Source organism: Paenibacillus sp. J22P59 (assembly GCF_059383895.1).
This window is the reverse complement of the sequence record NZ_JBXENX010000003.1, coordinates 265,066-291,442: the sequence shown is the minus strand read 5'-3', so window position 1 is coordinate 291,442 and position 26,377 is coordinate 265,066. Positions and strand designations below refer to the sequence as shown.

Annotated in this window: 20 protein-coding genes and 1 other annotated feature; of the genes, 1 reads left to right on the top strand and 19 read right to left on the bottom strand. The window is 47.4% G+C overall.

Annotated elements, in window-relative coordinates:
- Positions 1-305 precede the first annotated feature (305 nt).
- The 15 genes from AC50YO_RS06620 to lspA form a co-directional block, all read right to left on the bottom strand.
- Complete coding sequence (locus AC50YO_RS06620) at positions 306-1,868, bottom strand: ABC transporter substrate-binding protein (protein WP_494844760.1); 1,563 nt, start codon at positions 1,866-1,868, stop codon at positions 306-308.
- On the bottom strand, positions 1,852-2,757 hold the full coding sequence (locus AC50YO_RS06615; RefSeq protein WP_494844754.1) for an ABC transporter ATP-binding protein: 906 nt from the start codon (positions 2,755-2,757) through the stop codon (positions 1,852-1,854). The genes AC50YO_RS06620 and AC50YO_RS06615 overlap by 17 nt, the downstream gene beginning before the upstream one ends.
- Positions 2,758-2,762: 5 nt before the next feature.
- Positions 2,763-5,651 carry an ABC transporter permease gene (locus AC50YO_RS06610; protein ID WP_494844750.1) on the bottom strand — a complete coding sequence of 963 codons (2,889 nt, stop codon included), beginning with the start codon at positions 5,649-5,651 and terminating at the stop codon, positions 2,763-2,765.
- A 3-nt stretch (positions 5,652-5,654) separates the two neighbouring features.
- Positions 5,655-6,725: an efflux RND transporter periplasmic adaptor subunit gene (locus AC50YO_RS06605; protein ID WP_494844747.1), complete on the bottom strand. Its 1,071-nt coding sequence runs from the start codon at positions 6,723-6,725 to the stop codon at positions 5,655-5,657.
- Positions 6,691-7,419: an ABC transporter ATP-binding protein gene (locus tag AC50YO_RS06600; RefSeq protein WP_494844739.1), complete on the bottom strand. Its 729-nt coding sequence runs from the start codon at positions 7,417-7,419 to the stop codon at positions 6,691-6,693. The genes AC50YO_RS06605 and AC50YO_RS06600 overlap by 35 nt, the downstream gene beginning before the upstream one ends.
- A gap of 209 nt (positions 7,420-7,628) precedes the next feature.
- Positions 7,629-8,276 carry an orotate phosphoribosyltransferase gene (gene pyrE, locus AC50YO_RS06595; protein WP_494844736.1) on the bottom strand — a complete coding sequence of 216 codons (648 nt, stop codon included), beginning with the start codon at positions 8,274-8,276 and terminating at the stop codon, positions 7,629-7,631.
- Entirely contained in the window at positions 8,269-9,003 is a 735-nt protein-coding gene (gene pyrF / locus AC50YO_RS06590; protein ID WP_494844733.1) for an orotidine-5'-phosphate decarboxylase, read from the bottom strand. The genes pyrE and pyrF overlap by 8 nt, the downstream gene beginning before the upstream one ends.
- Before the next feature lie 106 nt (positions 9,004-9,109).
- The gene (carB, locus tag AC50YO_RS06585; RefSeq protein ID WP_494844729.1) at positions 9,110-12,331 is read right to left on the bottom strand and encodes a carbamoyl-phosphate synthase large subunit; all 3,222 of its coding nucleotides are present in this window, start codon (positions 12,329-12,331) and stop codon (positions 9,110-9,112) included.
- Positions 12,318-13,463, bottom strand: coding sequence for a carbamoyl phosphate synthase small subunit (locus AC50YO_RS06580; protein WP_494844726.1), 1,146 nt, complete (start codon positions 13,461-13,463; stop codon positions 12,318-12,320). Before AC50YO_RS06580 ends, carB begins: the two co-directional genes overlap by 14 nt.
- A gap of 33 nt (positions 13,464-13,496) precedes the next feature.
- Positions 13,497-14,798, bottom strand: a complete 1,302-nt coding sequence (gene pyrC / locus AC50YO_RS06575; RefSeq protein WP_494844719.1) for a dihydroorotase — start codon at positions 14,796-14,798, stop codon at positions 13,497-13,499.
- A 71-nt stretch (positions 14,799-14,869) separates the two neighbouring features.
- A complete protein-coding gene (locus AC50YO_RS06570) occupies positions 14,870-15,769 on the bottom strand; it encodes an aspartate carbamoyltransferase catalytic subunit (protein ID WP_494844713.1) in 900 nt (299 codons plus the stop codon).
- On the bottom strand, positions 15,766-16,338 hold the full coding sequence (gene pyrR / locus AC50YO_RS06565) for a bifunctional pyr operon transcriptional regulator/uracil phosphoribosyltransferase PyrR (protein WP_494844710.1): 573 nt from the start codon (positions 16,336-16,338) through the stop codon (positions 15,766-15,768). The genes AC50YO_RS06570 and pyrR overlap by 4 nt, the downstream gene beginning before the upstream one ends.
- 938 nt (positions 16,339-17,276) lie before the next feature.
- Positions 17,277-18,512 (bottom strand): LL-diaminopimelate aminotransferase, encoded by a 1,236-nt coding sequence (locus AC50YO_RS06560; RefSeq protein ID WP_494844708.1) that lies wholly within the window; start codon positions 18,510-18,512, stop codon positions 17,277-17,279.
- 137 nt (positions 18,513-18,649) lie between these two features.
- Positions 18,650-19,594, bottom strand: a complete 945-nt coding sequence (locus AC50YO_RS06555; RefSeq protein WP_494844704.1) for an RluA family pseudouridine synthase — start codon at positions 19,592-19,594, stop codon at positions 18,650-18,652.
- Complete coding sequence (lspA, locus tag AC50YO_RS06550) at positions 19,575-20,096, bottom strand: signal peptidase II (protein WP_494844702.1); 522 nt, start codon at positions 20,094-20,096, stop codon at positions 19,575-19,577. Before lspA ends, AC50YO_RS06555 begins: the two co-directional genes overlap by 20 nt.
- Positions 20,097-20,259: 163 nt before the next feature.
- On the opposite strand from lspA, the gene AC50YO_RS06545 reads away from it, so the two are divergent.
- Positions 20,260-20,979 carry a TraR/DksA C4-type zinc finger protein gene (locus tag AC50YO_RS06545; RefSeq protein ID WP_494844698.1) on the top strand — a complete coding sequence of 240 codons (720 nt, stop codon included), beginning with the start codon at positions 20,260-20,262 and terminating at the stop codon, positions 20,977-20,979.
- Between the two features lie 35 nt (positions 20,980-21,014).
- Here the strand turns inward: AC50YO_RS06545 and AC50YO_RS06540 are convergent, their stop codons facing one another.
- The 4 genes from AC50YO_RS06540 to AC50YO_RS06525 all read right to left on the bottom strand — a co-directional run bounded on the left by AC50YO_RS06540 (position 21,015) and on the right by AC50YO_RS06525 (position 26,367).
- On the bottom strand, positions 21,015-21,371 hold the full coding sequence (locus AC50YO_RS06540) for a DUF5665 domain-containing protein (protein WP_494844696.1): 357 nt from the start codon (positions 21,369-21,371) through the stop codon (positions 21,015-21,017).
- 107 nt (positions 21,372-21,478) lie between these two features.
- Entirely contained in the window at positions 21,479-24,574 is a 3,096-nt protein-coding gene (gene ileS, locus AC50YO_RS06535) for an isoleucine--tRNA ligase (protein WP_494844693.1), read from the bottom strand.
- A gap of 47 nt (positions 24,575-24,621) precedes the next feature.
- Positions 24,622-24,901, bottom strand: a binding site (T-box leader).
- Positions 24,902-24,962: 61 nt separating this feature from the next.
- A complete protein-coding gene (locus AC50YO_RS06530; protein ID WP_494844691.1) occupies positions 24,963-25,484 on the bottom strand; it encodes a DivIVA domain-containing protein in 522 nt (173 codons plus the stop codon).
- Positions 25,485-25,584: 100 nt separating this feature from the next.
- Entirely contained in the window at positions 25,585-26,367 is a 783-nt protein-coding gene (locus tag AC50YO_RS06525) for a YlmH family RNA-binding protein (RefSeq protein ID WP_494844688.1), read from the bottom strand.
- Positions 26,368-26,377 lie beyond the last annotated feature (10 nt).

Below are 26,377 nucleotides of genomic sequence, written 5' to 3'. Positions count from 1 at the left end.
ATCCCTCCTCGCTTCTTAGAATACCCAATAATCCAATAAAACAAGCAAATCAAGGATGATTCCTTTTGCCTATGCATCTGCATCCTTACTGATGGCTCCCCAAGCCATGTACACGGGCTTTAACTATTTTCAGACCACACCCCCTCCCTCATTCAATAGAAAACAACAGAGCCCCTCTCAGCTCCTCTCCTGAGCATGATGTATAGAGAATTGAGCCCCCGCCCTCCTTAATCGACGAAACGCCTCTAGAGGACGACAAAGAGCCGTATACGGATACTCCGTATACGGCTCTTGTATTCCTTATTCTACTCCACAGTAAGAGGTTCCGCGACCGCTTCTCTAGGCATAGGCATAACTCCGATGCCCCCGCCCCCTCCGTCTGTTTCACCAGTTGGAGTATTTTTCAGCTTCTCAAGTACAATGTTGCCTTTGGTTTCCCATTCCTGCAACGCTTCCTTGGCCGTTTTGTCACCCTTAATGACTTGCTGGAACAATTCATAGCCAGCATTCTGCGCTTCCCAGATCCCAGGCTTCTCACGCTGCAGCTTCTCCGAATCTGTTGATTGTGGCGGGATAGGCTTCAGCAGCGTAAAGGCATCAATATTGTAGGTCAAGCCATCCTTAGGCTTCAAGAACTCTTTACGAGCAACAAGCTCATACGAGCTGCGAGATTTGAGCTCCGCCCATTCCTTGCTGTTCGAGAATTGAATGAACTTCCAGGCATCATCCGGATTTTGCGCGTTCTGATTGATACCCATCAGTTGACTCAAATTGATGTTGCCTCCAACATCAGGTATATCCGTGTGAGTCGGCACCGTAACGATATCCCATTCGAATGGATCAAAATTTTGGAGCTTAGAAGCACTTTTCATTGTTGAATTCAATTCATTAATATAATAATACTCGCCAATCGTCATAGCGACTTTGCCGTTGAGAAAGAAGTCACCCGAATTGGCTATCGGATTATAATCGCCTTCCCCGCCGCTAGCATTCATTTTGTCATATACAGCGTTCATATCTTCTTGACCAGGAACAATTTTCTCCTTGTATAGGTTAGCAATTGTTTCCCACACTTGCTGCCACTTATCATTATTCACAAGCATTTTCTCGCCTTTGTCATCCCACATCTTCAGTTGCAGCGGTGCCGCATAGGTCTGTGACTCGGAGAATGGATCACCTACCCAGCGATTGAAGGAAAGGCCGAATTTACGATCTGCTCCTTCTCCTGAACTCACTTGGCGAGCTTTGTTAATTACATCATCCCAGCTCATGCGATCTGTAGGCGGTTCAATATTTGCTTCAGCAAAAATCTTCTTATTATAGAAAAGTGCAGATGAGGTAAAAGTAGGCGTCAGAGCATAAATATTGTTGTCTCCGCCTGCTGATTTGATGCCATCAAGTACGGTTGGCACATAATCGCTCAGATCAAACTTGCTTTGTTGAATAAGCGGATCTAACTGCTTAAGCAAGTTATCCTGCACTAGTCTGCGCATCATACTGTAGTCGATTACAACGACGTCAACCGGATTTTGCCCAGACAGCAGCTCAGACATTTTTACAAATGGATCCGGCTGTTTGTTGGCACCGTCTTTGCTTGGCGTCTCAAAACGCTGGTCATCATAATTAATCGCACTTACAATCTCGAATTTCACATCTTTGTTCATCATTTCGTACATATCTGTATATTGCTGGCGGAAGTAAAACTCACTGTCAGATCCACCGTACAATACACCAATCCGCAGCACTCTTGTCTCTGCTGACCCGCTCTCTCCGCGACTGCACGCGGAAAGCAGCGTAACGAGCATGGATAAAATTAAAATAAGCGAAATCCATTTTCTAGGTTGTGTTGCCTTATCCAATCTTCTCATCCGCTTCTACCTCCAGTGATTTTGGGGATGTAATAATAATTCGCTCCCCATCGAATTCCATCGTTGCCTTGTCTTTAATATTAAGCGCATTTAAATATTCCTTGGGCACCTGCAAGCGACCTACCCGGTCAACGACTACATAAGCTTCGTGAACAGCTTGCAGACCTTTTCCTATCTGCTGCTCACCGCCGCTAGCCAAGTCCATATTCGGGTTGCGCTTGATGAACTCTGTACTCGTTAGGCCGTCACGAATAGCGACAACCCGATCCACCTTGCCTGCAAGAGTCAAATCATGGGTAACGATAACGATCGTAATGCCAATCTCACGATTCAATCGGCGGAATATATCCATGATAAGATCTGAGGTTGCGGTATCGACAGAGCCCGTGGGCTCATCGGCAAGCAACAGCTTAGGCCGGTTGCATAAGGAAATTGCAATTGCGACACGCTGCTGTTCACCGCCTGAGAGCTGATGAAGCTTGTTATTCATTCTCTCCTTCAAGCCTACCCACTCCAGCAATTGCTTGGCATATGCGCGGTCCACCTTGCCCGATAGCATCATTGGCATTTCCACGTTCTCAAGAGCCGTCAAATAAGGCAGCAGGTTACGCGCATTATTCTGCCAGATGAAGCCGACGGTCGCTCGCTTATATTGAACAAGCTCATCATCGCTAATCTTGAGCAAATCCCAAGGACCGACATGGACCGTTCCAGCGGAAGGGTGGTCGAGACCACCCAATATATTCAACAGCGTTGATTTGCCGCTGCCGCTGTTCCCGATTATAGCCATTAGCTCTCCGTCTTCTACCTTTAAGTTAAGACCTTGCAAGGCAACAACTTCGAGATCGTCGCTTTTGTAGATTTTCACTAGGCCTTCGCAATCGATCATAGATGTTATCGCTCCTCTCCCATTTTAACTGCCTGATGCACCCGGAGCCTGCGAATATGCAGGAAGAGCAGAGCTGCTCCTGTAAACATCATGAATCCGACAACAATATACAGCTGATTCGTATCCTTAGAATCAAATATAACTCGGAATGGAGGCACCGTCTCTGCTACATTCTCCGCCGTTTGCAAGAAAGGCAGGAAGAGCAGACTCGTTACTTTTCCGATCAGAACCCCTAAGCCGATAGACAGACCCGCTGTGAATAGCTGCTCAAGCAGCAGCATCCCCGTCAATTGCTTGCGAGATAATCCCATCGCACGCAGGACACCGAACTGAACCACCCGGCCTGACAGGTTGAAAAACCAGTAGAGTACATAACCCGTCAAGGTAACCACGACAGAAACGAGGAAGCCAAGACTCAGGATGCCAAATACGCCGCCTCTGGTAGGATGTTTAGCCTGTATGCTAAGCTCGGAACGAACATCCTTAACCGAGGCAATAACGATATTCTGCTTCGTAAGCTCCTCTATAATAGGAGCTACCTTGGCACCTGGCTTCATCTTCAACCATACCTCGTATGGAATAATAGGGAGCTGATCATAGATATAGTCCAAATTCGTGATGATGAATGGAGACTGATCTGGATATTGGCTCGGCCAATACGGCATAATGCCGACAATCACGAATTCAACCATTCCTTCGGAGAACCCAACCGAAATGCTGTCCCCTACCTTTAATTGATATTTCTCGGCAACCTTCGTAGGAATTAGCGCCGCTTGCTCATACATACCCAGATAGTTCAAATAGTTGTAAGGATGTGTAGGGAACAGGTCATTTCGGAACCAAGCTACTTTGGAGAAATCAACATTGTCAATTCCCATCACAGTTCCTTGGCCAATAGAGCGCCCGGAGACAACTACATTCCCCTTAGTCTGCAATACACGTGCAGCAGCCTCTACCCCTTCCAGCTTTCTGAACATTTCGAATGGAGGCTCATTGAATAACGTTTTGGTAGGTATCGGCTGTTGGCCGTTTCCATTACCATTTCCGTTACCGTTGCCGTTGCCATTGCCATTTCCATTGCCATTACCGTTTCCGTTGCCATTTCCGTTGCCGCTTGGTTTGGTAACTTCAGGAGTGCCCTCCCAAGCCGTCTGAATAATGACATCAGAGCCGTATTTGTACAAGGTGCGCTCGGTTGAGTTGAGATCAATCGTTCTTGCCGCAGATGCATTATACACACCTAGCCCAAGCGTAAGCACGAGTAGAATCATAAGGGGGTAGTAACCCTTCGACGAACGTGACAGCTGCGTTAGTGTCAAATATAATGGAACCGGCAAAAATTTGCGTCCGAGCCAATTGAACAGCTTGAGCAACCAAGGGAATAGCCTTAAGCATGCCAGACCTAATGCAAAGATAGACAATGCCGGCACGAAAAAGAGAAACGGCTGTACATTCAATTGATCGGTCGTCATTCCCGTCTGGAACGTCAGCATTTGTCTCTCATTGAACATATACCAGCCATAACCTGCTACCCCTAGCAACAGAATATCCAGATACCAACGCTGCCAGAGCGGGCCTCTATCCGAACGAGCCAGATCCCTCTTATAGCTGACAATGGAAGATCTAGCATAAATGACCGCAGGTATAACGGTTGATAGTATTGCGAGCAAGACTGCTGCACCCGCTGCAATCATAGCCTCGGTTGAGAAGCTTACAGGAATCGACTTGCGGTTAACGAAAGATAGGAAACCGTTAGCCGAACCTATGCTTTTGGCCATGAACCAACCAATCATCGGCCCTATGACGAGCGCGATGGCCCCAAGCATGAGACCTTCTAATAAATAGATTCGAATAATTTGTCTTGTTCCCGCGCCCCTGCTTCGCAGTACTGCAATATCACTGCGCTGTTTATCCAGAGATTGGCGGGCATTCATCGCTATAAAGTAGAACACCATCGCCAGCATTGGCGCTGCAAGCGTGAACAACAGCGTCTGCAGCTGCAAGCTTTGTTTCTTGAATTCCGTCAAAGTAGAAGCGAATGAAATCTCTACCTTAGTATCCTTTAACTTCTGGTACAGCTCAATGTTCAGTCTATCGAGCGTGTTGCCAAGAGGAGACAACTGGCTGGTCTTTATATCTGACAAATTAAAAGCATAGTACCAACTTGCATTATTAAGTGGAATGTTGGATTGCTCCAGCAATACTTTCTTGAACATTTCCTCACTAATCTGGAACGTATTCATCAAGCCTTCAAGACCTTGAAACCAATAAGAATCGGTATCGTTTGTAGGCTTAACAGCGCCAACCACTTTGACACGGAGAGTCAAATTAAGACCGCCATAAATCGGATATTCGAATACATCGCCAATATGAATATCATTGCGGTACATCGCTTCCTCAAGCATCACAGCCTCTATCAGCTCTTTGTCGCTGGACGTTTTCTCAAACCAGCGTCCCTGTACAAGCTCGGCCTGCTCCTCAAGCCCTGACATAGACATGATGGTCATTTGCCTATTGCGGCTGGCGTCGACCTTACTTGGATCCTCTGGCACAACATCAGTACCGCGTATTGAATAGCTCCTTACCTTGGAATCGAATGGGAAGCCGATATCTTTCGGGACTTCCTCATCAATATAACGCCCTACTTCGGTAAGCGCAGCGATATCTGTCTTGCCGCTGGTTGCCTGATACCTCATTAGCAGCGAGCCTGCCGGGAGCCCGGTACTCTTCTCCTGAAGGGATTTCGTGACGACTTGCTTCAGGGCACCGTCCGCATACATCGGGATACTGGTCGCGAACGCAACCGCGAGCGTCAGTCCTGCCAGTGTACTTAGTGTCAGCCAGCGGGTATTCCACATTTTGCGGAATAAAAATCTATACAGCGGAATCCCCATCGGCTATTTACCTACAACTTTCTGCCCCGGTGTCAAACCCTTTACAATCTCAATCTGTGTAGCGGTTTGCTGTCCGACCTCAACATCTACCTCACGTTTGCCATTCTCATCTACAACCTGAACATAAGTTCGGGTACCTATCGCACGAAGCGCAGTTGGCGGAATAACCACTACATTTTCTTTCTTCTTAATAATAATACTTATCGTCAGAGGCATGCCTCGATTTAAGTTTTTGGGCATATCCTTGATCTCTGCGATCAGAAAATCCTCCGGACGTTCCTTCTCTTGTTCTCCGTTCGAAGGGTTTCCGTTATTCCCAGACTGTCCCGTGCTCGTGATCGGAAGTACTTTCACCTTGCCATTAAATTTGCCTGCTCCCGTAATCTCAATCACGACGGGCATTCCAACAGCGACCTTCGCAAGTTGATCCTTGGATAGCTTCACTGCTGGAACAAGCCTACTTGTATCTGCCACAATTGCAATCGGGTCATAGGCTTTGATCATATCGCCTTTTTGCACTTTCAGATTTAGGATCGTACCAGCAAAAGGAGATGTTAGTACCCCTTTGCCAATCTCCTCTTCAAGATCAGCCAATTCCTGCTTCTTCTCTTCGAACAAGATCATTTTTTCCTCGAAATCAATAGGGTCCATTGTGTCCTTGTCTCTCAGCGTTTCCTTCATCGCTGCTTCTTCCTTCTTGAAGCCGAGCTTCTTGTTGCGCAGATCCTTCTTCATAAGATCCACATCAAGCTCCGCAATCACTTGGCCTGCTTTTACCTGATCACCAGGCTTCACATGCAGCTCCTTCAAGTGCTTCCCGTCCAAACGGAAGAATAGCGTCTCCTCCTGCAAGGAGATCAATTTGCCAACCTCTTTCACGTCAGTAATCATCGTAGCCGTTGTTACAACATGCTCAGGCTTCTTGGATATTTGCGGAGGTGCAATAGAAGGCAGTACCTCGGCTTCCTCTTCATTAGGAAGAAGGGAACATCCTCCTGTGAACAGAATCGAAGCGGATAACATAATAATTGCAGAACGCTTATATAAATTTACCGTCCACCATCTCATAGACATGATCAGCTACCTCCAGAATTGTTGGGTCATGTGTTGTCATACAAATTGTTACTTGCTCTGTCTTAATAATATCTTGGAAAACCGCCATAATTTGCGCGGACATATTCGAATCCAGCTCTGCAGTCGGCTCATCCGCCAGCAGAAGAATCGGCTTATGGGCAATCGCTTTGGCTATCGCGACACGCTGCTGCTCACCGCCGGACAATTCAAAGGGCCGATGATGCATCCTTTTCTCCAGACCAACCAGCTCCAAGCACTCCTTCACGCGTTCCTTCCACAAGGATCGAGGAGTTCCTGCCATTCGAAGCGACAGCTCTACGTTCTCATAAGCTGACAGCAAGGGCATCAATGCAAACGCTTGAAAAATAAAGCCCATTTCCTTACGCCTTACTAAGGTTCGATCATCATCGCTTAAGGAATGAAAGGGTCTGCCATTGAACCAAATTTCTCCCTTGCTTGGCGTATCGAGCCCTCCCAGACAGTTCAGGAGCGTCGTCTTGCCAGAGCCCGATCTGCCGCGAAGCATCACAAGCTGCTTAGGCATCAGCTCCATATTCAACCCTTTAAGTACGCGCAGCTCATTGCCGCCGACCTGAAATACTCGCTCTACATGGTCGACGGAAAGAAGTTTTCCGTTATGTAGTTGTTCTTGCGGCTGGCCGTCCTTTTCTCTCGCTTTTTTTAAGAATGCCATGGACGTCTGCAATACCCCCTAACCTTTCATAATTCTCATCTAGAACGTTAGACGCATCAGGCGGAGAAAATGTTACATCAATTTGCAATACTTTCTATAAAAATAGCAAATCCTCTCTTCGACCAAATCAAAGAGCAAGCCATTAAAAAATGGCTTGCTCTTTAAATGTTTTTCTCTCCTAGGAAAACCCCATCCGGCACCTTATTTCTCTATACGCCAAATGATTGGGGATCTTCACGCCATGCCTTCAGAGTAGCGATGTCGCTATTCTCGATTTTGCCTAACTGAGCAGCAGCTTGAATCAACTCGCTGTAGTTAGAAAGGGTCTCCAGCGGCATATTCTCACCAGCAAAAGCGTTGGCAGCCTGCTCGAATTGATACGTAAAAATAGCCAATACCGCTAGCACCTCAGCACCTGCCTCACGAACAGCCAGTCCCGCCTTAAGCGAGCTTCCGCCCGTGGAGATTAGGTCTTCGATAACGACAACTTTCTGCCCTGGCGCCACTCTGCCCTCGATTTGATTGTTTTTGCCATGTCCCTTCGCTTTGTCGCGAATATAGACCATAGGCAGATTCAGCTTCTGAGCAACCCAAGCTGCATGAGGGATACCTGCTGTTGAAGTTCCTGCAATGACCTCAGCATCAGGATAACGCTCACGGATAATCGCAGCAAAGCCTTCAGCAATCAGATCACGTATTTCCGGATAACCCATCGTTAGGCGATTGTCGCAATAGATTGGTGATTTCAAGCCTGATGTCCAAGTGAACGGTTCATTCGGACGAAGCGCGACAGCTTCAATCTCCAGCAGTTTTTTTGCAATTTGACTTGGTAGTTCTGTTAATGATAGGTTACTCATCTTTAACCAGCTCCTCAATAATGGATTCAATTGCCGAACGCGGATCAGCTGCTGCCGTTATTGGGCGGCCGATTACCATATAATCCGTGCCTTGATTCAATGCTTCTCTAGGCGTCATAATACGAGATTGATCATTCAAGGCTGCGCCAGCAGGGCGTATGCCCGGAGTAATCGTTTTGAATGCGCTGCCGCATGCCTGCTTAATTGCTGTTACTTCCATCGGTGAAGCAACAACGCCGTCCAGCCCTGCAAGCTTTGCATTCTCCGCATAACGCAGCACCGCTTGTTCAACAGAACCCGCTATGCCCATCTCTGTATTTAATACATCAACACTTGTACTTGTCAGTTGGGTAACGGCAATAACAGTCGGTTTCGTTTGCCCTGCAGGCAGAGCCGCTTCAACACCTTCAAGTGCCGCTTCCATCATCTTAATGCCGCCGGCTGCATGGACATTGAACATATCAACGCCAAGCTTAGTGATGCTGTTCGCACCGCCTTTTACCGTATTCGGAATATCATGCATTTTCAGATCTAGAAAAACATGATAGCCCTTTTGCTTAAGAGCATCTATAAAAGAAGGTCCAGCAGAATAGAACAGCTGCATGCCAACCTTCATGTAACAAGGAATGCCTTCTAATTGCTGGAGCAATTGCTCAGCTGATGCCGCATTGGCATAATCGAGCGCAACCATTATTCGTCCCGCTGCTTGATCACGTGTCAGGCTCATCACTTGACCTCCTATTTTCTTCATTTAGTCGTAATAAAAGGCCATCCACCGGCTGCTCACAGGTTCAATCCCCTGGACAAGCAACCGGCGCTGGCCGTGCTTCTTCTTATTTGGTTTGAGCTACTGGCATTGGACGGGAGGAGAAGTTAATCGTCTCAAGCATCCGCAGCAAGGCGCGAACCGTATCAAGCGATGTCATACATACTACACCGTTCTCTACTGCTTCACGGCGAATTCGGAATCCGTCACGCTCAGGCGTTTTGCCCTTGGTCAACGTGTTGATTACGAAATGCGCTTCACCTTCACGGATCATATCCAGAATGTTAGGTGAGCCTTCGCTCAGCTTGTTCACATTGGTAACGACCATGCCTGTTGCTTCAAGCGTAGCAGCAGTACCGCCAGTTGCCATAATTTTATAGCCGAGATCATAGAATCCGCGCAGCAATTCTGTCGCTTCTTCTTTGTCTTTGTCCGCGATCGTTGCAATAATAGCGCCTGTCATCGGAATCTTCATGCCTGCTCCGATTAAGCCTTTATACAAAGCTTTTGCATATTGCTCATCACGTCCCATAACCTCACCTGTTGATTTCATCTCTGGTGTAAGAGTAGGGTCAACGCGGCGAAGCTTGGCAAAGGAGAATACTGGAACCTTCACCGATACAACTGTATCTTCTGGCCATAAGCCATCTACATAACCAAGATCAGCAAGCTTAGTGCCAAGAATAGCTCTAGTTGCCAGATTCGCCATCGGCAAGTTCGTTACCTTGCTCAGGAAAGGAACTGTACGGGACGAACGCGGGTTAACTTCGATGACATAGACTTTATCATTATGGATAACGAACTGGATGTTCACAAGCCCGATAACATTAAACTCTTTGGAAATCTTGATTGTGATATCAACAATCTGTTGTTTAATCTCTTCCGACAGCGATTGCGGCGGATAGACCGCGATTGAGTCGCCGGAGTGAACGCCTGCGCGCTCGATATGCTCCATGATTCCCGGAATCAACACCGTCTCGCCATCACAGATTGCATCAACTTCCGCTTCTTTGCCCAGCATGTAACGGTCAATCAGAACCGGATGCTCCGGATTAATTTTAACCGCAATTTCCATGTAGCTGAGAAGCTCTGCATCGGAATATACGATTTCCATCGCACGTCCGCCGAGTACGTAAGACGGGCGTACCAATACTGGATAACCGAGCTTTTGCGCTGTTTCTACCGCTTGGTCTACCGAAGTTACTGTGCTGCCCTCAGGCTGTGCGATATCCAGCTTGCGAAGCAAGGCTTCGAACTTCTTGCGATCCTCTGCCGAGTCAATGCTTTCCAGGCTCGATCCAAGAATGCGAACGCCAGCATTCGTTAGTGGTGCTGCAAGGTTAATTGCTGTTTGTCCACCGAATTGAACGATAACGCCGATTGGCTTCTCTTGCTCAATTACGTTCATGACATCCTCGAAGAACAGCGGTTCAAAGTAGAGGCGATCCGATGTACTGAAGTCAGTCGATACAGTCTCAGGGTTATTATTGATAATAACCGCTTCATAGCCTGCTTTCTGAATAGCCCATACTGCGTGTACAGTCGAGTAGTCGAACTCGATACCTTGACCGATACGGATAGGACCTGAACCAAGTACAAGCACTTTTTCTTTGCTTGATACTGTTACTTCGTTCTCTACTTCATAAGTGGAGTAGTAGTAAGGCGTAGTCGCTTCGAACTCAGCTGCGCAAGTATCTACCATTTTGTATACCGGGTTAATGTCTAGCTCTTTACGGTAAGCACGGATATCATGCTCATTCGTGTGGCTGCCGTTAGGGAAGCCCTCTTTGCGAATTTCTGCGATCGAACGATCGGAGAAGCCTTTGCGTTTTGCTTGATACAACGTTTCGCGCGACAAGGCAACCTCTCTGCGAATGTGATCCTCAAATGCGATAATCGACTCGATCTTCTCAAGGAACCACCAGTCAATATTCGTCAAATCTTGAATCTCTTGCAGCTGGTAGCCGCGGCGGAATGCTTCTGCTACGAGGAACATCCGCTCGTCATCCGGCTTCTGGAGACGATTGCGCAGTACATCCTCTTCAAGGGAAGAAGCTTCTTTCAGATGAATCCGGTGTGTTCCAATTTCAAGGGAACGAACCGCTTTGTGAATGGACTCCTCGAACGTACGTCCGATAGCCATTACTTCACCAGTTGCCTTCATTTGCGTACCAAGCTTACGGTTGGCGTTAACGAACTTGTCAAACGGCCAGCGTGGAATTTTCGATACGATATAGTCAAGTGTAGGCTCAAACATTGCGTACGTTTGGCCTGTTACTGGATTGACGATCTCATCAAGCGTATAGCCAATTGCGATCTTCGCTGCCATCTTAGCAATCGGATAGCCCGTTGCTTTGGAAGCAAGAGCCGACGAGCGGCTTACACGAGGGTTAACTTCGATTACATAGTATTGGAAGCTTTGCGGATCAAGTGCGAACTGAACGTTACAGCCGCCTTCAATATTCAAGGCACGGATGATTTTTAACGATGCTGAACGAAGCATTTGATACTCGCGGTCAGACAAAGTCTGGGATGGCGCCACGACGATACTGTCACCAGTATGTACACCAACCGGATCAAAGTTCTCCATGTTACACACAACGATACAGTTATCGTTGGCATCACGCATAACCTCATATTCCACTTCTTTCATGCCCGCAATCGACTTCTCGATCAAGCATTGATTGATTGGGCTATAACGAATACCCGAAGCTACTGTCTCACGAAGCTCTTCTTCATTCGCACAAATACCGCCGCCTGTTCCGCCAAGCGTATAAGCCGGACGAACAATGATCGGATAACCGATTTGGTTGGCGAAATTAACAGCGTCTTCAACCGTTGTTACGATGTCGCTGTCTGGAACAGGCTGTTCCAGCTCACGCATCAGGTCACGGAACAAGTCACGGTCTTCTGCTTTCTCGATCGCCGTCAACTGTGTACCCAGCAGCTTCACGTTCTCAGCTTCAAGTACGCCTGCACGAGCCAGCTCTACAGCCATGTTCAGACCAGTCTGGCCGCCGAGCGTTGGCAGCAAGCCATCCGGACGCTCTTGGCGAATGATTTGGGATACGAATTCAAGTGTGATTGGCTCGATGTATACTTTATGAGCCATATTCGTGTCTGTCATAATCGTTGCAGGGTTACTGTTGATCAGAACAACCTCGTAACCTTCTTCCATTAAAGCTTGGCAAGCTTGTGTGCCGGCATAATCGAATTCCGCCGCTTGTCCGATGACAATCGGGCCGGAGCCGATAACGAGAATTTTTTTGAGTTCATTATTTTTGGGCATATTGAAGCTCTCCTTTCAGCGTTTCCGCCAGCACAACTTGACGACGCTTTTGCGGGTTATTGATCTTGTGTGTGCGAATCATCTCTAGGAATTCGTCGAACAAATAACTGGAATCGTATGGACCAGGAGCTGCCTCCGGGTGATATTGCACCGAGAATGCTGGATACTGGTTATGCTTCAGACCTTCAATTGTACGGTCATTATTATTAATGTGCGTTACGGACAATTCCGTGTTCGCAATTGTATCATCCAATACGGTGTAACCATGGTTTTGTGAAGTAATGTAGCATTTGTTCGTCGCTAGCTCCTTCACCGGATGGTTGCCGCCGCGATGGCCGAACTTGAGTCTAGTTGTGTCTGCTCCGCAAGCGAGAGCAAACAGCTGGTGACCAAGGCAGATTCCGAAGATTGGGTATTCGCCAAGCAGTTCCTTAATCATTGTAACTGCGTATGGTACATCCTTTGGATCCCCAGGGCCATTTGATAACTGGATGCCGTCTGGTGCCAGCTTACGGATCTCTTCTGCCGTTGTGTCATGAGGGACAACAACAACATCACAGCCGCGCTTTGTCAGCTCGCGCAGGATACCGCTCTTTGCACCGAAATCAACAAGAACGATACGCTCGCCATTACCAGGGCTAGAGAATACTTGCTTCGTAGAAGTACGAGCTACTTGATCAGTCATAAGCGAAGTTTTGCCAAGACGCTCCAGCATCTCTTCTACTTGCTCATTGCCAGTCGTTAGAATACCCTTCATCGTACCATGCTGGCGAAGTATTCTAGTCAGCATCCGAGTATCAATTTCACTGATACCTGGAATGTTGTATTCTTTCAGCAATTGACCCAGCGAATACTGTGCACGCCAGTTGCTTGGTACCGGCTCGTTGCGGCGTACCACAAAGCCGTGTATGGATGGGCTGATCGACTCGAAGTCATCTCTAGAAATACCATAGTTGCCGATCAAAGGGTATGTCATCGTAACAATTTGACCACAATACGATGGATCAGACAATACTTCCTGATAGCCTGTAATACCTGTATTAAAAACAACCTCTCCCATCGTCTGCGTTTCAGCACCGAAAGAGACACCTGTAAACAACGTTCCGTCTTCCAATAATAATCTTGCTTGCATCCGTATCACTCCTCAGGTCTTCGTAGTTCTTGCCTATTCACTAAACGAGCCGTTTTCAGTCCATACAACTTTGCCATTCACAATCGTTGCAACCGGCCAGCCTTGCAGCTTCCATCCACCGAATGGGGTATTGTTGCTTTTCGAAGCAAACGTAGCTGGATCCACTGCACGTTCATTATCCAGATCAACCAGGGTAAGATCCGCTGGCGCTCCCTCTTCAACACGTCCAGTAGGAAGTCCGAATACACGAGCGGGATCAGCTGTCATGCGTTGCAGCAAGAAGCCAAGCGTCCATTTGCCTGTAAGAACAAACTTCGTGTAGAGCAGCGGAAAGGCTGTCTCAAAACCGACAATTCCGAATGGAGCAAGCTCCATACCGCGTGCTTTCTCTTCTGCACTATGCGGCGCATGGTCTGTAACGACCATATCAATTGTGCCATCCTCAAGCCCCTCAATAACGGCTTGCACATCGCGTGGTGTACGAAGCGGCGGATTCATTTTCCAATTGGAGTCAAAGCCCGGAATATCTTCATCGGACAAAATCAGGTGATGCGGACATACCTCAGCAGTTACCCGCACACCGATCGACTTCGCCAGGCGAATCAAGCGTACAGACTGCTCTGTGCTCACATGACAGACATGGTAATGAACGCCTGTTGCCTCTGCCAGCAATACATCCCGTCCAACGTGGATCGCTTCCGACTCATTCGGGATGCCTTTGAGGCCATGCTTGCGGGAGAAGGCACCTTCACTTACGAACCCGCCTTCAATGAGCGTGTCATCTTCACAGTGAGCGATGACTGGCATATTCATGGATTGCGCTAGTGCCATAGCATCCTTCATCATTTGCGCATTTTGAACGCCCACGCCATCATCCGTGAAGCCAATCGCTCCGGCTTCTTTCAGAGCAGCAAAATCCGTCAGCTCTCGGCCCAGCTCATTTTTCGTAATTGCTGCATAAGGAAGAACACGTACAATGCCTTCTTTAGCGGCTGTATTCAGAATGTATTGAACTGTCTCTGCGGTATCCGTAACCGGACGCGTATTCGGCATACAAGCGATTGTTGTAAAACCGCCCTTTGCAGCCGATCTTGTGCCAGTTGCGATATCCTCTTTATGTGTAAAACCAGGATCACGCAAATGGACGTGCATGTCGATAAATCCAGCTGACAGCAGCTTGCCCTCTGCATCAATGACTTCAGCGGAGCCTGTATCAACCGCTTGCGAGCCTTCTACGATCTGTGCGATGAGGCCATTCTCAAGCTTCACATGCTGCTTCTGCAGCGAGCCTGCTGCTTCATTCCATACGTTACCGTTTAGAATCCATACTGACATTATTTATTCACCCTCCGGATTTATTCGGCACAGTTGTCCAAATATATTATTAGGTAGTAATCCATTCGTAGTTAGCTTAGCGCCCGTTCAACAACAGCCATCCGAATAGGAACGCCGTTCTCCATCTGAGGGAAGATACGCGATTGCGGATGCTCAACCAACTCATCGTCGATCTCGACGTTTCGATTAATTGGAGCAGGATGCATAATAATCGTGTGGTCTGCCAGCTTGCTTGCCCGCTCTACGGTAAGACCAAAATGCTCTCGATAGCTTTCGGCTGAATTAAGCTTGCCACTCTCATGCCGCTCCAGTTGAACGCGCAGCATCATCACGACATCGGCTTTTAGCGCTTCGTCCATAGAGACATAAGGCACATCCAGATCAGCTGCCTGCATATTGCTTGGGGAGCAGAATTGTACGTGAGCACCGAACTTGCGGAGTGCCCACAGATTCGAGCGAGCAACACGACTGTGAAGCACATCTCCGATGATGGAGACAGTCAAACCGCTAAGACTGCCGAATTGCTTGCGCATCGTATACATATCGAGAAGCGCTTGTGTCGGATGCTCATTATTGCCATCGCCCGCATTAATTAGCGGCACTTGAATCTTCGTTGCCAGATCAGCCAGAACACCAATCGGCTTCAGCCTAATAATTCCGACATCAATCCCCATTGATTCGAGCGTCCTTACTGTATCATAGATGGATTCACCCTTCTGTACGCTTGATACCGCGGCAGAAAAGTTCAATACTTCCGCTCCCAGACGTTTCTCGGCAACCTCGAAGGAAAATCTTGTTCTTGTGCTGTTCTCAAAAAACATATTGGCAGCAAACTTTCCTTGCATAGTTGTATGGACCTTTGTGCTATGCTGCTCCCAATACGCCGCTCGATCCAAGATCGACTCAATTTCTTCTTTTCCAAGTTCTTTCAGACCGAGCAAACTCCGTTGTTTTAGTTGCGTGACAGTCATCCGGCTTGCCCCCTCTGATGAATAATTTTCACTTGATCCATTAGATCAACTTCAGTAAGTAATACAGCAATCTGCTCTTGCTTGGATGATGGCACATTCTTGCCTACATAATCAGGCCGAATGGGCAGCTCACGATGCCCTCTGTCTACCAATACGGCAAGCTGTATGCTTTGCGGTCTGCCGCAATCCATTACAGCATCCATCGCAGCTCTAATCGTTCTTCCTGTATACAGGACATCATCGAATAATATGATTTTTTTGTCCTGTACAGAAAGCGTGTCGCTTAAGCTGCCTATTACGGTCGACAGCTCCACATCTGAACTCGTTGCTGACTTTCGGTCATCCCGGTAGGAGGTAATATCGAGCTCACTAATCTCCACAGGCTTTCCTTCAATGTCACGGATACGGTCCGCAATACGTCTGGCTAAGTAAATGCCCCTTGTCCGAATGCCTATCAGAACACAGTTGTCTATCCCCTTGTTCTTCTCCACAATTTCATGTGCGATTCGTGTTAACGCCCGCCGAATTGCTGTCTCATCCATTATGACCAGATGCTCTTCTTCCACCATGCCATCGCTGCCTCCGTCCGTTACGAAATCAGTGCCAGATTACAAGTTAGCCATAAAAAAGACTCCTTGCGATGAACGCAAGGAGCCTGAGATTATTCGCACATAGAGGGCACTAATCGAGTCGCTGCCATCCCAGCAGGATGCCATACAACTGGATCTACCACTTCTATGCTGAATAATCAATTATTCACGCTACCTTGCCAGCCTCACGGGGCTGAGTTAAAGGTACTACTCTATACCATAAGAATTATCCCACGTTCGACAAAAGAAGTCAAGATGCAGACAAAAACTTACGTAACACCTACACCATACTATTGGCTATTGTGTCCCTTCCTATAACGACAAGCAATTGGCAAAACATTCTGTCATCATCAATGGGGCCGTCCTATATAAAATAACTACATGAATAGCCCCTCTTCGAGTTAAGAAACTGCCTGCACATTCGAATGTTCTTTCGATCGCCATTGCTTCTCCAGAATCATTCGAATACTCCGCCTGCCTTAACCGCTTCATTTGGAACAAATTCATTTTAAAAAATGAGGCTAATCCAAAAAGGCAAGCTCCCAAGCTAGCTAAGGAATGTGATGGGCAATTTAAAGAATACATTTGCTCTAATTTGTAGCTGAAACAGGTAAAACGGAGTAACAGTGAAGGTATGTTCATTAGTGGGGCAGGTCGGTGCCCGACTAATGAGTATAGCTTACGTTATCTCCAATATGCCCCAAAATCAAGCCTGTTTTTGTGAAAAACGCTTCCTAGAATAAGGTAATATATTCCTTAATACGCTCCATCTATAAGGGGTATAAAATGCCTGCGAAGGAAAGGGGCTGTCTCAAAAATCATTTTAATGATTTTTGGGACAGCCCCTTTTTTAAATGTTTTCATGCTTTGACGCAAGCCAGCTCCCTGTGAGATAGCTTCTAAGTTATAAAATACTATTACAGCGATAGCTGGCGAATCCGTTCAACCGCTTTTTCCGTATTCTCCCGGCTGCCGAATGCCGTCAATCGGAAGTATCCCTGCCCGCTCTGACCAAAGCCAACACCAGGCGTTCCGACAATATTCGCTTCTGATAGCAGTTTATCGAAGAATGCCCAAGAATCAAGGCCATTTGGCGTCTTGAGCCAAATATAAGGAGCATTGACACCACCGTACACCTCAAGGCCAAGCGATGTCAGCCCCTCGCGGATAATACGTGCATTCGTCATATAATAATCAACGAGCGCTGCGATTTGCTCTTTGCCTTCTGGGGAATAGATAGCAGCAGCACCTCTCTGTGTCACATACGATACACCATTGAATTTCGTCGTATGGCGGCGATTCCAGAGATCATTGATCAATACTTCGCTTCCATTGGCATCCAAGCCCTTCAGCTCGCGCGGGACAACAGTATACGCGCAACGAACGCCAGTAAACCCTGCTGTCTTGGAGAAGCTGCGGAATTCAATGGCAACCTCTCTAGCTCCTTCAATCTCATAAATACTGCGCGGAACATCTTCCTCTTGAATAAAGGCTTCATAAGCGGAATCATACAAAATAATGCAGTTATTGTCTTTTGCATAATCGACCCACTTCTTGAGCTCTTCCTTCGACAAGGTCACGCCCGCCGGGTTATTCGGGTAACAAAGATAGATCAGATCAACCTTGCGGTCTGGCAGGCTTGGCGTGAACTGATTCTCAGCCGTACATTCCAGATAAGCAATGTTCTCATAACGATTGGTCTCTTTGTTGAACTTGCCGGAACGGCCAGCCATTACATTCGTATCGACATACACCGGATATACTGGATCTTGAACGGCGATCACGCTGTCTTGGCTGAATATTTCCTGAATGTTGCCCACATCGCATTTGGAGCCGTCACTGACGAATACTTCATTGGTCTGAATCGTGATTCCGCGAGCTTTATAATCATTCTCGATAATAGCTTGAATAAGGAAATCATACCCTTGCTCCGGGCCATAGCCACGGAATGAGCCCGGAACCGCAAGCTCATCAACAGCTGCATGCATGGCCTTCGTTACTGCCTCAGGCAAACCCAGCGTAACATCGCCAATACCTAGACTAATAATTTCGGCATTCGGATTATCTTGAATAAATTTATTCCGCCGCTTAGCAATCTCGGAGAACAGATAGCTGCCCTGCAGCTCTGTATAATTGTGGTTTATATTTGTCATATCCATCACCAATCCTTGTGAAGTGTGTATTCATTAGCAAGATTAGCTCTAGAATAACTCACTTTCGACTTCGAAATAATGAAGGATATGCCGAAATGTTTGCATTATTCCCCACAATTCATCTGGTCGGACAAGGATCAGCGCAATCTTAGGGAGTTTAGAACATGCTCCATATCATTCGGAATCGGCGCTTCGAATTGCAGGTACTCTCCTGTGCGAGGATGCTTGAAGCCAATAACAGCAGCATGAAGAGCTTGTCCCTTCAGCGCAACCGTTTTGTTGCGTCCATATACAGGATCGCCCGCTAATGGATGCTCAATATATTTCATATGCACACGAATTTGATGGGTGCGGCCGGTTTCAAGCTGTAGCTCCACAATCGTATAATCACCCAGTCGCTCCAATACGATGAAGTGAGTAACCGCATGTCTGCTGTTCTTCTCCGTTACAGTGAACAGCTTGCGATCATTCGTGTCCCTGCCGATTGGAGCATTAATCGTACCTTGGTCATGCGGCAGATTGTCATGCACCAACGCTATATATTTGCGAGTGACCGTATGCTCCTTCAACTGCTCGGCCAATGACAGATGAGCAAGATCATTCTTCGCCGCCATCAGCAGTCCGGAAGTATCCTTATCAATGCGATGGACGATTCCAGGTCTGACGACACCGTTGATACCGGACAAATCCTTGCAATGGTACATCAGGGCATTCACTACTGTACCTGAAGAATGTCCTGGCGCAGGATGAACGACCATGCCCCGCGGTTTATTGATGACAATAACATCGCTGTCTTCATATACAATATCCAATGGTATTGCCTGGGGAATAATGGAGGAGTCCTCCGGCTCTGGAATGCGAATCACAATGCTATCGCCCTCCGATAGCTTATAATTGGACTTCCCGATGGATTGATTAACGGACACTGCACCGGCTTTGATCCATTCCTGCACCTGTGTTCGTGATATCGCTTCATCATTTAAGCTTTCTGTTACATATTTATCAAGCCGTTCACCCGATTGCTCCGGTGTTACGACAAACGCCAACGTCTCTTCATTCTCATTATAAGGATTGCTGCTCATGGTCTTTATTTTCCTTGTCCTCTCCGTTGCTTGCTTTTTTTTGCTCTTCTCTTCCTGACAAAATAACATCCAGCATAATTAATGCTGCACCGCAGCAGATTGCGGCATCGGCCACATTAAATATTGGGAACGTGTAGCTTCCGAAATTGAACATCAGAAAGTCAACAACTTCTCCATACAAAGCACGGTCATAGAAATTGCCGATCGCACCGCCAAGCACGAGTCCTAAACCAATCATAAGACCAGGCTTCGCCAATTTGCGAGAAATTTGTATGTACCAAATAATAGCTCCAACAATAAGTAAAGTAATCAGAATAAAAAATATTCGTTGACCTTCCAAAATACCAAAGGCCGCGCCTGTGTTACGATGCGACGTAATGATGAAAAAATCACCGATTACACTGATCATATCTCCGAGCTCGAGCTGAGTTGCAATAAGCTTCTTCGTAATATAATCAATAACGAGTACAGCTACTGCAATCCAATAATAATAAAAACGCATCGTATCCCTCCCTAGTTTGTCCCAAATTATTGTAGCATAACAACGAGCAGGTCAGCCAGTGAAGTTGCTGCTCGTCACTTTTCCAATGAAGTCCTTTATGAAAAACACAACAACGGCGAAAGCTATATAGGAGCATGCCAATCCAATAAAGAAGGTGCCTTACATGACCACACTTACGACCACACAACTGGATCAGCTTCGTGACTGTCTGCTGGCAGACAAGCAAGATATTGAGCATCGGCTTGCCGAATCCGACCATCATGGACTCTCTTCCTCACTGAGAGACAGCACCGGCGAGCTTTCTCCTATTGATAATCATCCTGCCGACATTGGGACCGAATTATTCGAGCGTTCGAAGGATATTGCTTTGGTCGAGCAAGAAGAGCTGCATCTCACGCGCATCTCACAAGCATTGGAGGCGATGCAAAATGGCACTTACGGCATTTGCCTCACATGCAAAGAGCCAATACCTTATGAACGTTTGCAGGCACTTCCAGACTCCCTATACTGTGTTGAGGATGCTCCCCGCAAGCTGCTAATTGCCCAGCGGCCTATAGAAGAAGATCTGCTGGATGAACCTTTCGGGCGCACGAGCATGGATGAGCATGATTCCTACAATGGCTTCGATGGCGAGGATGCTTGGCAAATTGTTGAACAATGGGGCGATTCGACTTCCCCTGCCATGTCTGAGAATCGGGATGTAGACGATTATAATCTCGTTGGCATTGAAGCCGAAGAGAATGATGGATTTGTCGAGCCCTTCGAGAGCTTCATAGCCACTGATATTACAGGCAGCCACGTATCCATTATCCGCAACCGGCAATATAGACATTATATGGAGGATGGAGAAGGCGATCATGAGCTTGAGCCTGACACGAACTAAAGAAGAAGGCGGCGACGACTTGCCCTCGCCGCCTTCTAATAGTTCTTTCCTTCTAATTGAATTTGAACAATTCGAACAATATCCGCAATATAATCTCCAATAATCGGCAAATTCAAAGCACCCAATATTTGAAGAACATATAGAATCGTCGCGGCAAAAAAAGTAAAGCCAATCGCGATTCCGACCCCTCTCGCTGTTCCAGCCAAAATATTGCGCCAGATTAGCTTGAAGGGATGGTTCAACAAATCCACATAATCAGCGATCTGCGTCCTTTCCATATCCTCCGCAATTTTTCTAAGGCGAACGTCCAGCTTGCTTAATGAATCTTCAATAGAGTCCGGCTGCTTCTCGCTATTTTTCCCTTTGTCATTGCCTGATTTGAAAAATTTCATACGGTATCCTCCTTAGGATATCGAGCAAGGAAAAAACGAGGCCTATAAAAGGCACTCGTTTTTGTCGATGTTCTTATACTATATCCCTAACCGTATGATCCATATGCCTACTTGCGGATAAGAATTCCGATTTCTTTCTCACCCAATTGAACACTCTCCATATCGGCTGACGACGACTCATAAGACACGCTGTTGAGAAGTACGCTGTCATGAAGCACTTTACCGAATGCTTCCAACGCTTCTTTGAGCTCTTTATCTACATGAAGTACCAGATCAACCCGCTTCTCGATCGGAAGATCAAGCTTTTTGCGAGTATCCTGAACCGCCCGGATCACTTCACGAACCCAGCCTTCTTGCTCCAGCTCCGGTGTAATGTCTGTGTTGAGCGCTACTGTAATGCCATTGCCTGAAGCCGAGGCGAAGCCCGATTTGGCCTGCTTCTCAACTAGTAGCTCCTCTAATGCGATATCAAGGGACTCCCCTTCTGGCGATACAAAAGTGATGCTTCCTCCAGCTACCGCAGCGCGAGTCTGCTCCGCTGTCAATGCTTTCAGGAAGGCTTGAATCGGGCCTACAAATTTGCCGTATTTTTTGCCTGCGACCTTCAGATTCAGCTTAAAGGTGAAATCGACGAAGCCGTTGTCGCTATTCTGAACAACAATAGATTTGACATTGATTTCATCCTTCACAATTTCCTCATAGCCTGCTACATCAAAATCGCGGTCCAGTGAAACGATCAGCTCAGACAAAGGCTGTCTTGTCTTGATTCCCGTCTCATTACGTACGTTGCGCGCCAACTCAACGACTTGCTTCGCGCTGTCCATATCCAGCTCCAGTTGAGCGTCGATTAGAGCTTCGTCTGCCACAGGGTAATCGGCCAAGTGGACACTTGACTCGCCACCTAGATTACCGTACACATCTTCTGCCAGCAGTGGAGCATACGGAGCAATAATACGTGCCAACGTTACAAGCACTTCACGCAGTGTCTGATAGGCTGCCACCTTATCCTCGGATAAGCCGCTTCCCCAGAACCGGTCACGTGAACGACGGATGTACCAGTTGCTCAGCTCGTCAACGAATGTCTCGATTGATTTTGCCGGGTTAAGGAAATCATTCACTTCCAGTCCTTTAACCACAGTCTTGATCAAGCTGTTGAGACGAGATACAATCCAGCGATCCAGCTTGCTCTCGGAACGCTTCTCTGGATGCGCCGCCGGATCAAATCCGTCGATAGATGCATACAGCGCATAGAAAGCATGGGTATTGACAATTGTGTCAATTACCTTGGATTTGGCTTCTCCTACGATACCGCGAGAGAACCGCTTGCTGTTCCACGGCGCGCTGTCAGCGAGCAAGGCCCAACGGAACGCATCTGTACCATATTCATTGATGATCTCCCATGGGTCAATGACATTTCCTTTGGATTTGGACATTTTCTGACCATTCTCATCCAATATATGTCCGGTTGAAATAACCGCTTTATAAGGCGCTTTGCCGTTATAGAGCGTTGATACCGCCAGCAAGCTGAAGAACCAGCCGCGCGTCTGATCAATGCCTTCACAAATAATGTCTGCCGGATATTGATCAGCAAAGGTCTCTTCATTCTCGAAAGGATGATGCTGCTGCGCAAATGGCATCGAGCCGCTATCGAACCAGACATCGATTACTTCCGGCGTACGTGTCATAATCGCACCTTCTTGGAACGGCGATTTCAGTTGAATAGCATCTACGTATGGCTTGTGCAGCTCAATATCTGCCGGCACTTCACCTACTGCGCGCTCGCGCAGGTCTGCGATGCTGCTTGGCGCGTATTCCTTGCCTGTCGCTTCACATACCCATACATTAAGCGGTGTTCCCCAATAGCGGTTGCGGCTAATGTTCCAATCAACCAGATCCTCAAGGAACTTGCCGAAGCGGCCCTCACGAATATGGCCCGGATACCAATCTACGCCATTGTTATTGGCAATCAATTGATCCTTCACCTTCGTCGTCTCGATGAACCAGCTCTCTGTTGCGTAGTAGAGCAACGGAGATTTACAGCGCCAACAGAACGGATAGCTATGCTCATAACGCTCCTTGGAGAAGAGCAGTCCGCTTTCGCTAAGCATTTTGACGATATCAACATCGCAATCCTTCACGAATTTGCCTGCAAGATCTGTTACTTCATCGACGTAACGACCCGCATTATTAACGACACTCAGCATGCTTACGCCATTCTGGCGGGCAACCTTATAGTCATCCTCACCATGTGCAGGCGCGATATGCACGATACCTGTACCGCTTGTATCACTAACGAAATCGCCGGCGATAACGATATGGCCATGTTCAATTGGCACATAACGGAATGGAGGCTCATAAGCAAGCCCTACAAGCTCGGACCCTTTCAATGTAGCTAACGTTTCATAATCTTCCTTCAGCACGCTCTCTGCCAGGTTTTGAGCGACAATATAGACCTCGCCGTTCTTAGCTGCGCGGATATAATCAAGCTCCGGATTAACAGCTAGGGCAGCATTGGCAGGCAATGTCCAAGGAGTCGTCGTCCAAGCCAGTACATACTCGCCGGATTGTTGAAGCTTGAATTTGACTGTCGCACTTAGATCCTTCACATCTTCATAGCCTTGTGCCACTTCATGCGAGCTAAGCGTCGTTTGACAGCATGGGCAATACGGGCTAACGCGGTGACCGCGGTAGAGCAGCCCTTTGCTATGAATCGTGGACAAAATATGCCACACGCTCTCGATATACTCATTTTTAAGCGTAATGTACGGATTATCAAGATCTGTCCAATAAGCGATAGCCTCAGTCAGCTCACGCCATTGCTTCTCATAGACGAATACGCTGTCCTTGCATTTATTAATAAATTCCTCGATACCATATTTTTCAATTTCTTGTTTGCCTGAAATGCCGAGCTGCTTCTCTACACCCAGCTCAACTGGCAAGCCATGCGTATCCCAGCCCGCTTTACGGACAACACGATAACCAGTCATTGTCTTATAGCGGCCGATAAAATCCTTAATGACTCGACCGAGCACATGCCCGATATGAGGTGCGCCATTGGCTGTCGGCGGTCCTTCATAAAATACGAAGTTTGGTTTTCCTGCACGGTTCGCGATGGATTGCTTGAACGTGTCGTTCTTCTCCCATTGTTCCAATACCCGCAGCTCACGGGCTCTTGCCTTCTCTTTCACATCTACGCGTTGCATCTCGCAATCCCCTCCTGGTTATAAATAAAAAAAGCCCCGTCCCTATGGAAAGGGACGAGACTGTTGCTCGCGATACCACCCTTGTTCCGCCTATTAAACTGGAATTCCAGCAATATGCGGCACTTTGGCGCGAATAGCTATTCGCGGTCCCTATAACGGGGGACAAGCCGTCAGCTCCTAGTAATGTATAAGACCAGCGTCTATACAGGTTCAGATCCGCTTCTCGGAGATGATATTCCATTTCGGTTCGAACGCCGGCTTGCACCAATCGACGGCTCTCTGAAGGAACGAACTGGGAAATGTACTTGTTCTCGTCAAGGAAGTTCTTACATTTGATTAATATTAGTTATAGCTTATCACGTTTCGGTTGTCAAATGGCAAATGCCTGTTAACTGCGTTGGAGCTCTTCCCCTGTCAATTGTGGGGTGGAATTCTGGCTGCCATAGGAGCCGGAATCAAGCGTATCCCAACCATCATGAGTCAGCAGCTCAAGCTGAGCCTCTATAAGAGTCCGGAAGCGAGCACGGTAGATCGAAGCTTGCTTCTTCAGTTCTTCTACTTCCAACGATACTTTGCGTGATTTGATCAGTGACTCATTAATGATACGATCAGCATTCTTCTCTGACTCTTTCAGAATAAGCTGCGCTTCTTTCTTCGCATTGCTCCGAACTTCATCGGCTGCTTCTTGTGCAACAATGATTGTCTTGCTCAACGTTTCTTCAATGTTAGCGAAGTGATTCAGCTTCTCCTGCAGCCCAAGAATTTGGTTCTGCAATTCTTTATTCTCACGGATGATCGATTCATAATCTTTAATAACCTGATCTAAAAATTCATTAACCTCATCCTCGTCGTACCCGCGTAATCTCCGTCCAAACTCTTTGTTATGTATGTCCAATGGCGTTAACGGCACTGGCGCACCCCCTCAACGTATTAACCGCATTAGCGGCCGCACTTCGGAAATATTCGTTGTGCAAAGGATTCGACAACTACACACAGAATCCTGCAACCAGTTAAATATATTTACCAATATTAACGCGAATTCTTCCCTTTTTTGTCACACCATCTGCTTCCAGTACCTTGAATCGCCCCAGTCCTTTAATTGAAACGACATCTCCTGTGCGAAGCAGCTCAGAGGGGTTTTCTTCGGTCTTCCAATTAACGCGGCATCTCCCCGCCCGAATAGGTTCAACAATCTTAGTCCGGCTAATGCGATGTACGTCGCTGGCAATGCCATCAAGCCGCATAGAAGCAACCGTGAAGCTCATCTCCTGCAGCTCCGGTATCACTGGTTGCAGATCGGATAATGGAATGATCTCCGTTAGCACATTCATTCGATGAACCTGCCTCAAATGTACATTCAGATAATCAGCAATTTCGTCGACGACAAGGATATGGCAAAATTGCTCATGCACATGGATATCCCCAACGCGATCCCGCTTAATGCCAAGTCCAAGAAGAGCTCCCAGATAATCGCCGTGGTCAAGCTCTAGATTCGAGCCTCCACCGGCATTCACTTCCAGTACGGAGATTCCCGCAGGCTCATCATCCAAATAGCGATAGTCCGGGCCAATTATCGCTCTGCAGCGCTCCGCCCCCTCATAACCGCCATCTAGCCGCAGCTGTACGTCAACTTGCCTATTCGCCAGCATGGAGACGATCTCCGCTTGCCTCGGGTCCAAAAAATCGGTCCGCTTCAGCTCGTGCAGCTGTGCGGACCGCTCTATCCATTCCCAAGCCCGGTCAACAAAGGACTTCTCGTCCGGGTGGAAATGCGCATATATGGCTGGTTTCATAACAAGCCCT

Bases quoted from the DNA above. Each gene is read 5' to 3' on its own strand.
- AC50YO_RS06620 (WP_494844760.1), bottom strand. From the start codon at position 1,868: ATGAGAAGATTGGATAAGGCAACACAACCTAGAAAATGGATTTCGCTT.
- AC50YO_RS06615 (WP_494844754.1), bottom strand. From the start codon at position 2,757: ATGATCGATTGCGAAGGCCTAGTGAAAATCTACAAAAGCGACGATCTC.
- AC50YO_RS06610 (WP_494844750.1), bottom strand. From the start codon at position 5,651: ATGGGGATTCCGCTGTATAGATTTTTATTCCGCAAAATGTGGAATACC.
- AC50YO_RS06605 (WP_494844747.1), bottom strand. From the start codon at position 6,725: ATGTCTATGAGATGGTGGACGGTAAATTTATATAAGCGTTCTGCAATT.
- AC50YO_RS06600 (WP_494844739.1), bottom strand. From the start codon at position 7,419: ATGGCATTCTTAAAAAAAGCGAGAGAAAAGGACGGCCAGCCGCAAGAA.
- pyrE (WP_494844736.1), bottom strand. From the start codon at position 8,276: ATGAGTAACCTATCATTAACAGAACTACCAAGTCAAATTGCAAAAAAA.
- pyrF (WP_494844733.1), bottom strand. From the start codon at position 9,003: ATGAGCCTGACACGTGATCAAGCAGCGGGACGAATAATGGTTGCGCTC.
- carB (WP_494844729.1), bottom strand. From the start codon at position 12,331: ATGCCCAAAAATAATGAACTCAAAAAAATTCTCGTTATCGGCTCCGGC.
- AC50YO_RS06580 (WP_494844726.1), bottom strand. From the start codon at position 13,463: ATGCAAGCAAGATTATTATTGGAAGACGGAACGTTGTTTACAGGTGTC.
- pyrC (WP_494844719.1), bottom strand. From the start codon at position 14,798: ATGTCAGTATGGATTCTAAACGGTAACGTATGGAATGAAGCAGCAGGC.
- AC50YO_RS06570 (WP_494844713.1), bottom strand. From the start codon at position 15,769: ATGACTGTCACGCAACTAAAACAACGGAGTTTGCTCGGTCTGAAAGAA.
- pyrR (WP_494844710.1), bottom strand. From the start codon at position 16,338: ATGGTGGAAGAAGAGCATCTGGTCATAATGGATGAGACAGCAATTCGG.
- AC50YO_RS06560 (WP_494844708.1), bottom strand. From the start codon at position 18,512: ATGACAAATATAAACCACAATTATACAGAGCTGCAGGGCAGCTATCTG.
- AC50YO_RS06555 (WP_494844704.1), bottom strand. From the start codon at position 19,594: ATGAGCAGCAATCCTTATAATGAGAATGAAGAGACGTTGGCGTTTGTC.
- lspA (WP_494844702.1), bottom strand. From the start codon at position 20,096: ATGCGTTTTTATTATTATTGGATTGCAGTAGCTGTACTCGTTATTGAT.
- AC50YO_RS06545 (WP_494844698.1), top strand. From the start codon at position 20,260: ATGACCACACTTACGACCACACAACTGGATCAGCTTCGTGACTGTCTG.
- AC50YO_RS06540 (WP_494844696.1), bottom strand. From the start codon at position 21,371: ATGAAATTTTTCAAATCAGGCAATGACAAAGGGAAAAATAGCGAGAAG.
- ileS (WP_494844693.1), bottom strand. From the start codon at position 24,574: ATGCAACGCGTAGATGTGAAAGAGAAGGCAAGAGCCCGTGAGCTGCGG.
- AC50YO_RS06525 (WP_494844688.1), bottom strand. From the start codon at position 26,367: ATGAAACCAGCCATATATGCGCATTTCCACCCGGACGAGAAGTCCTTT.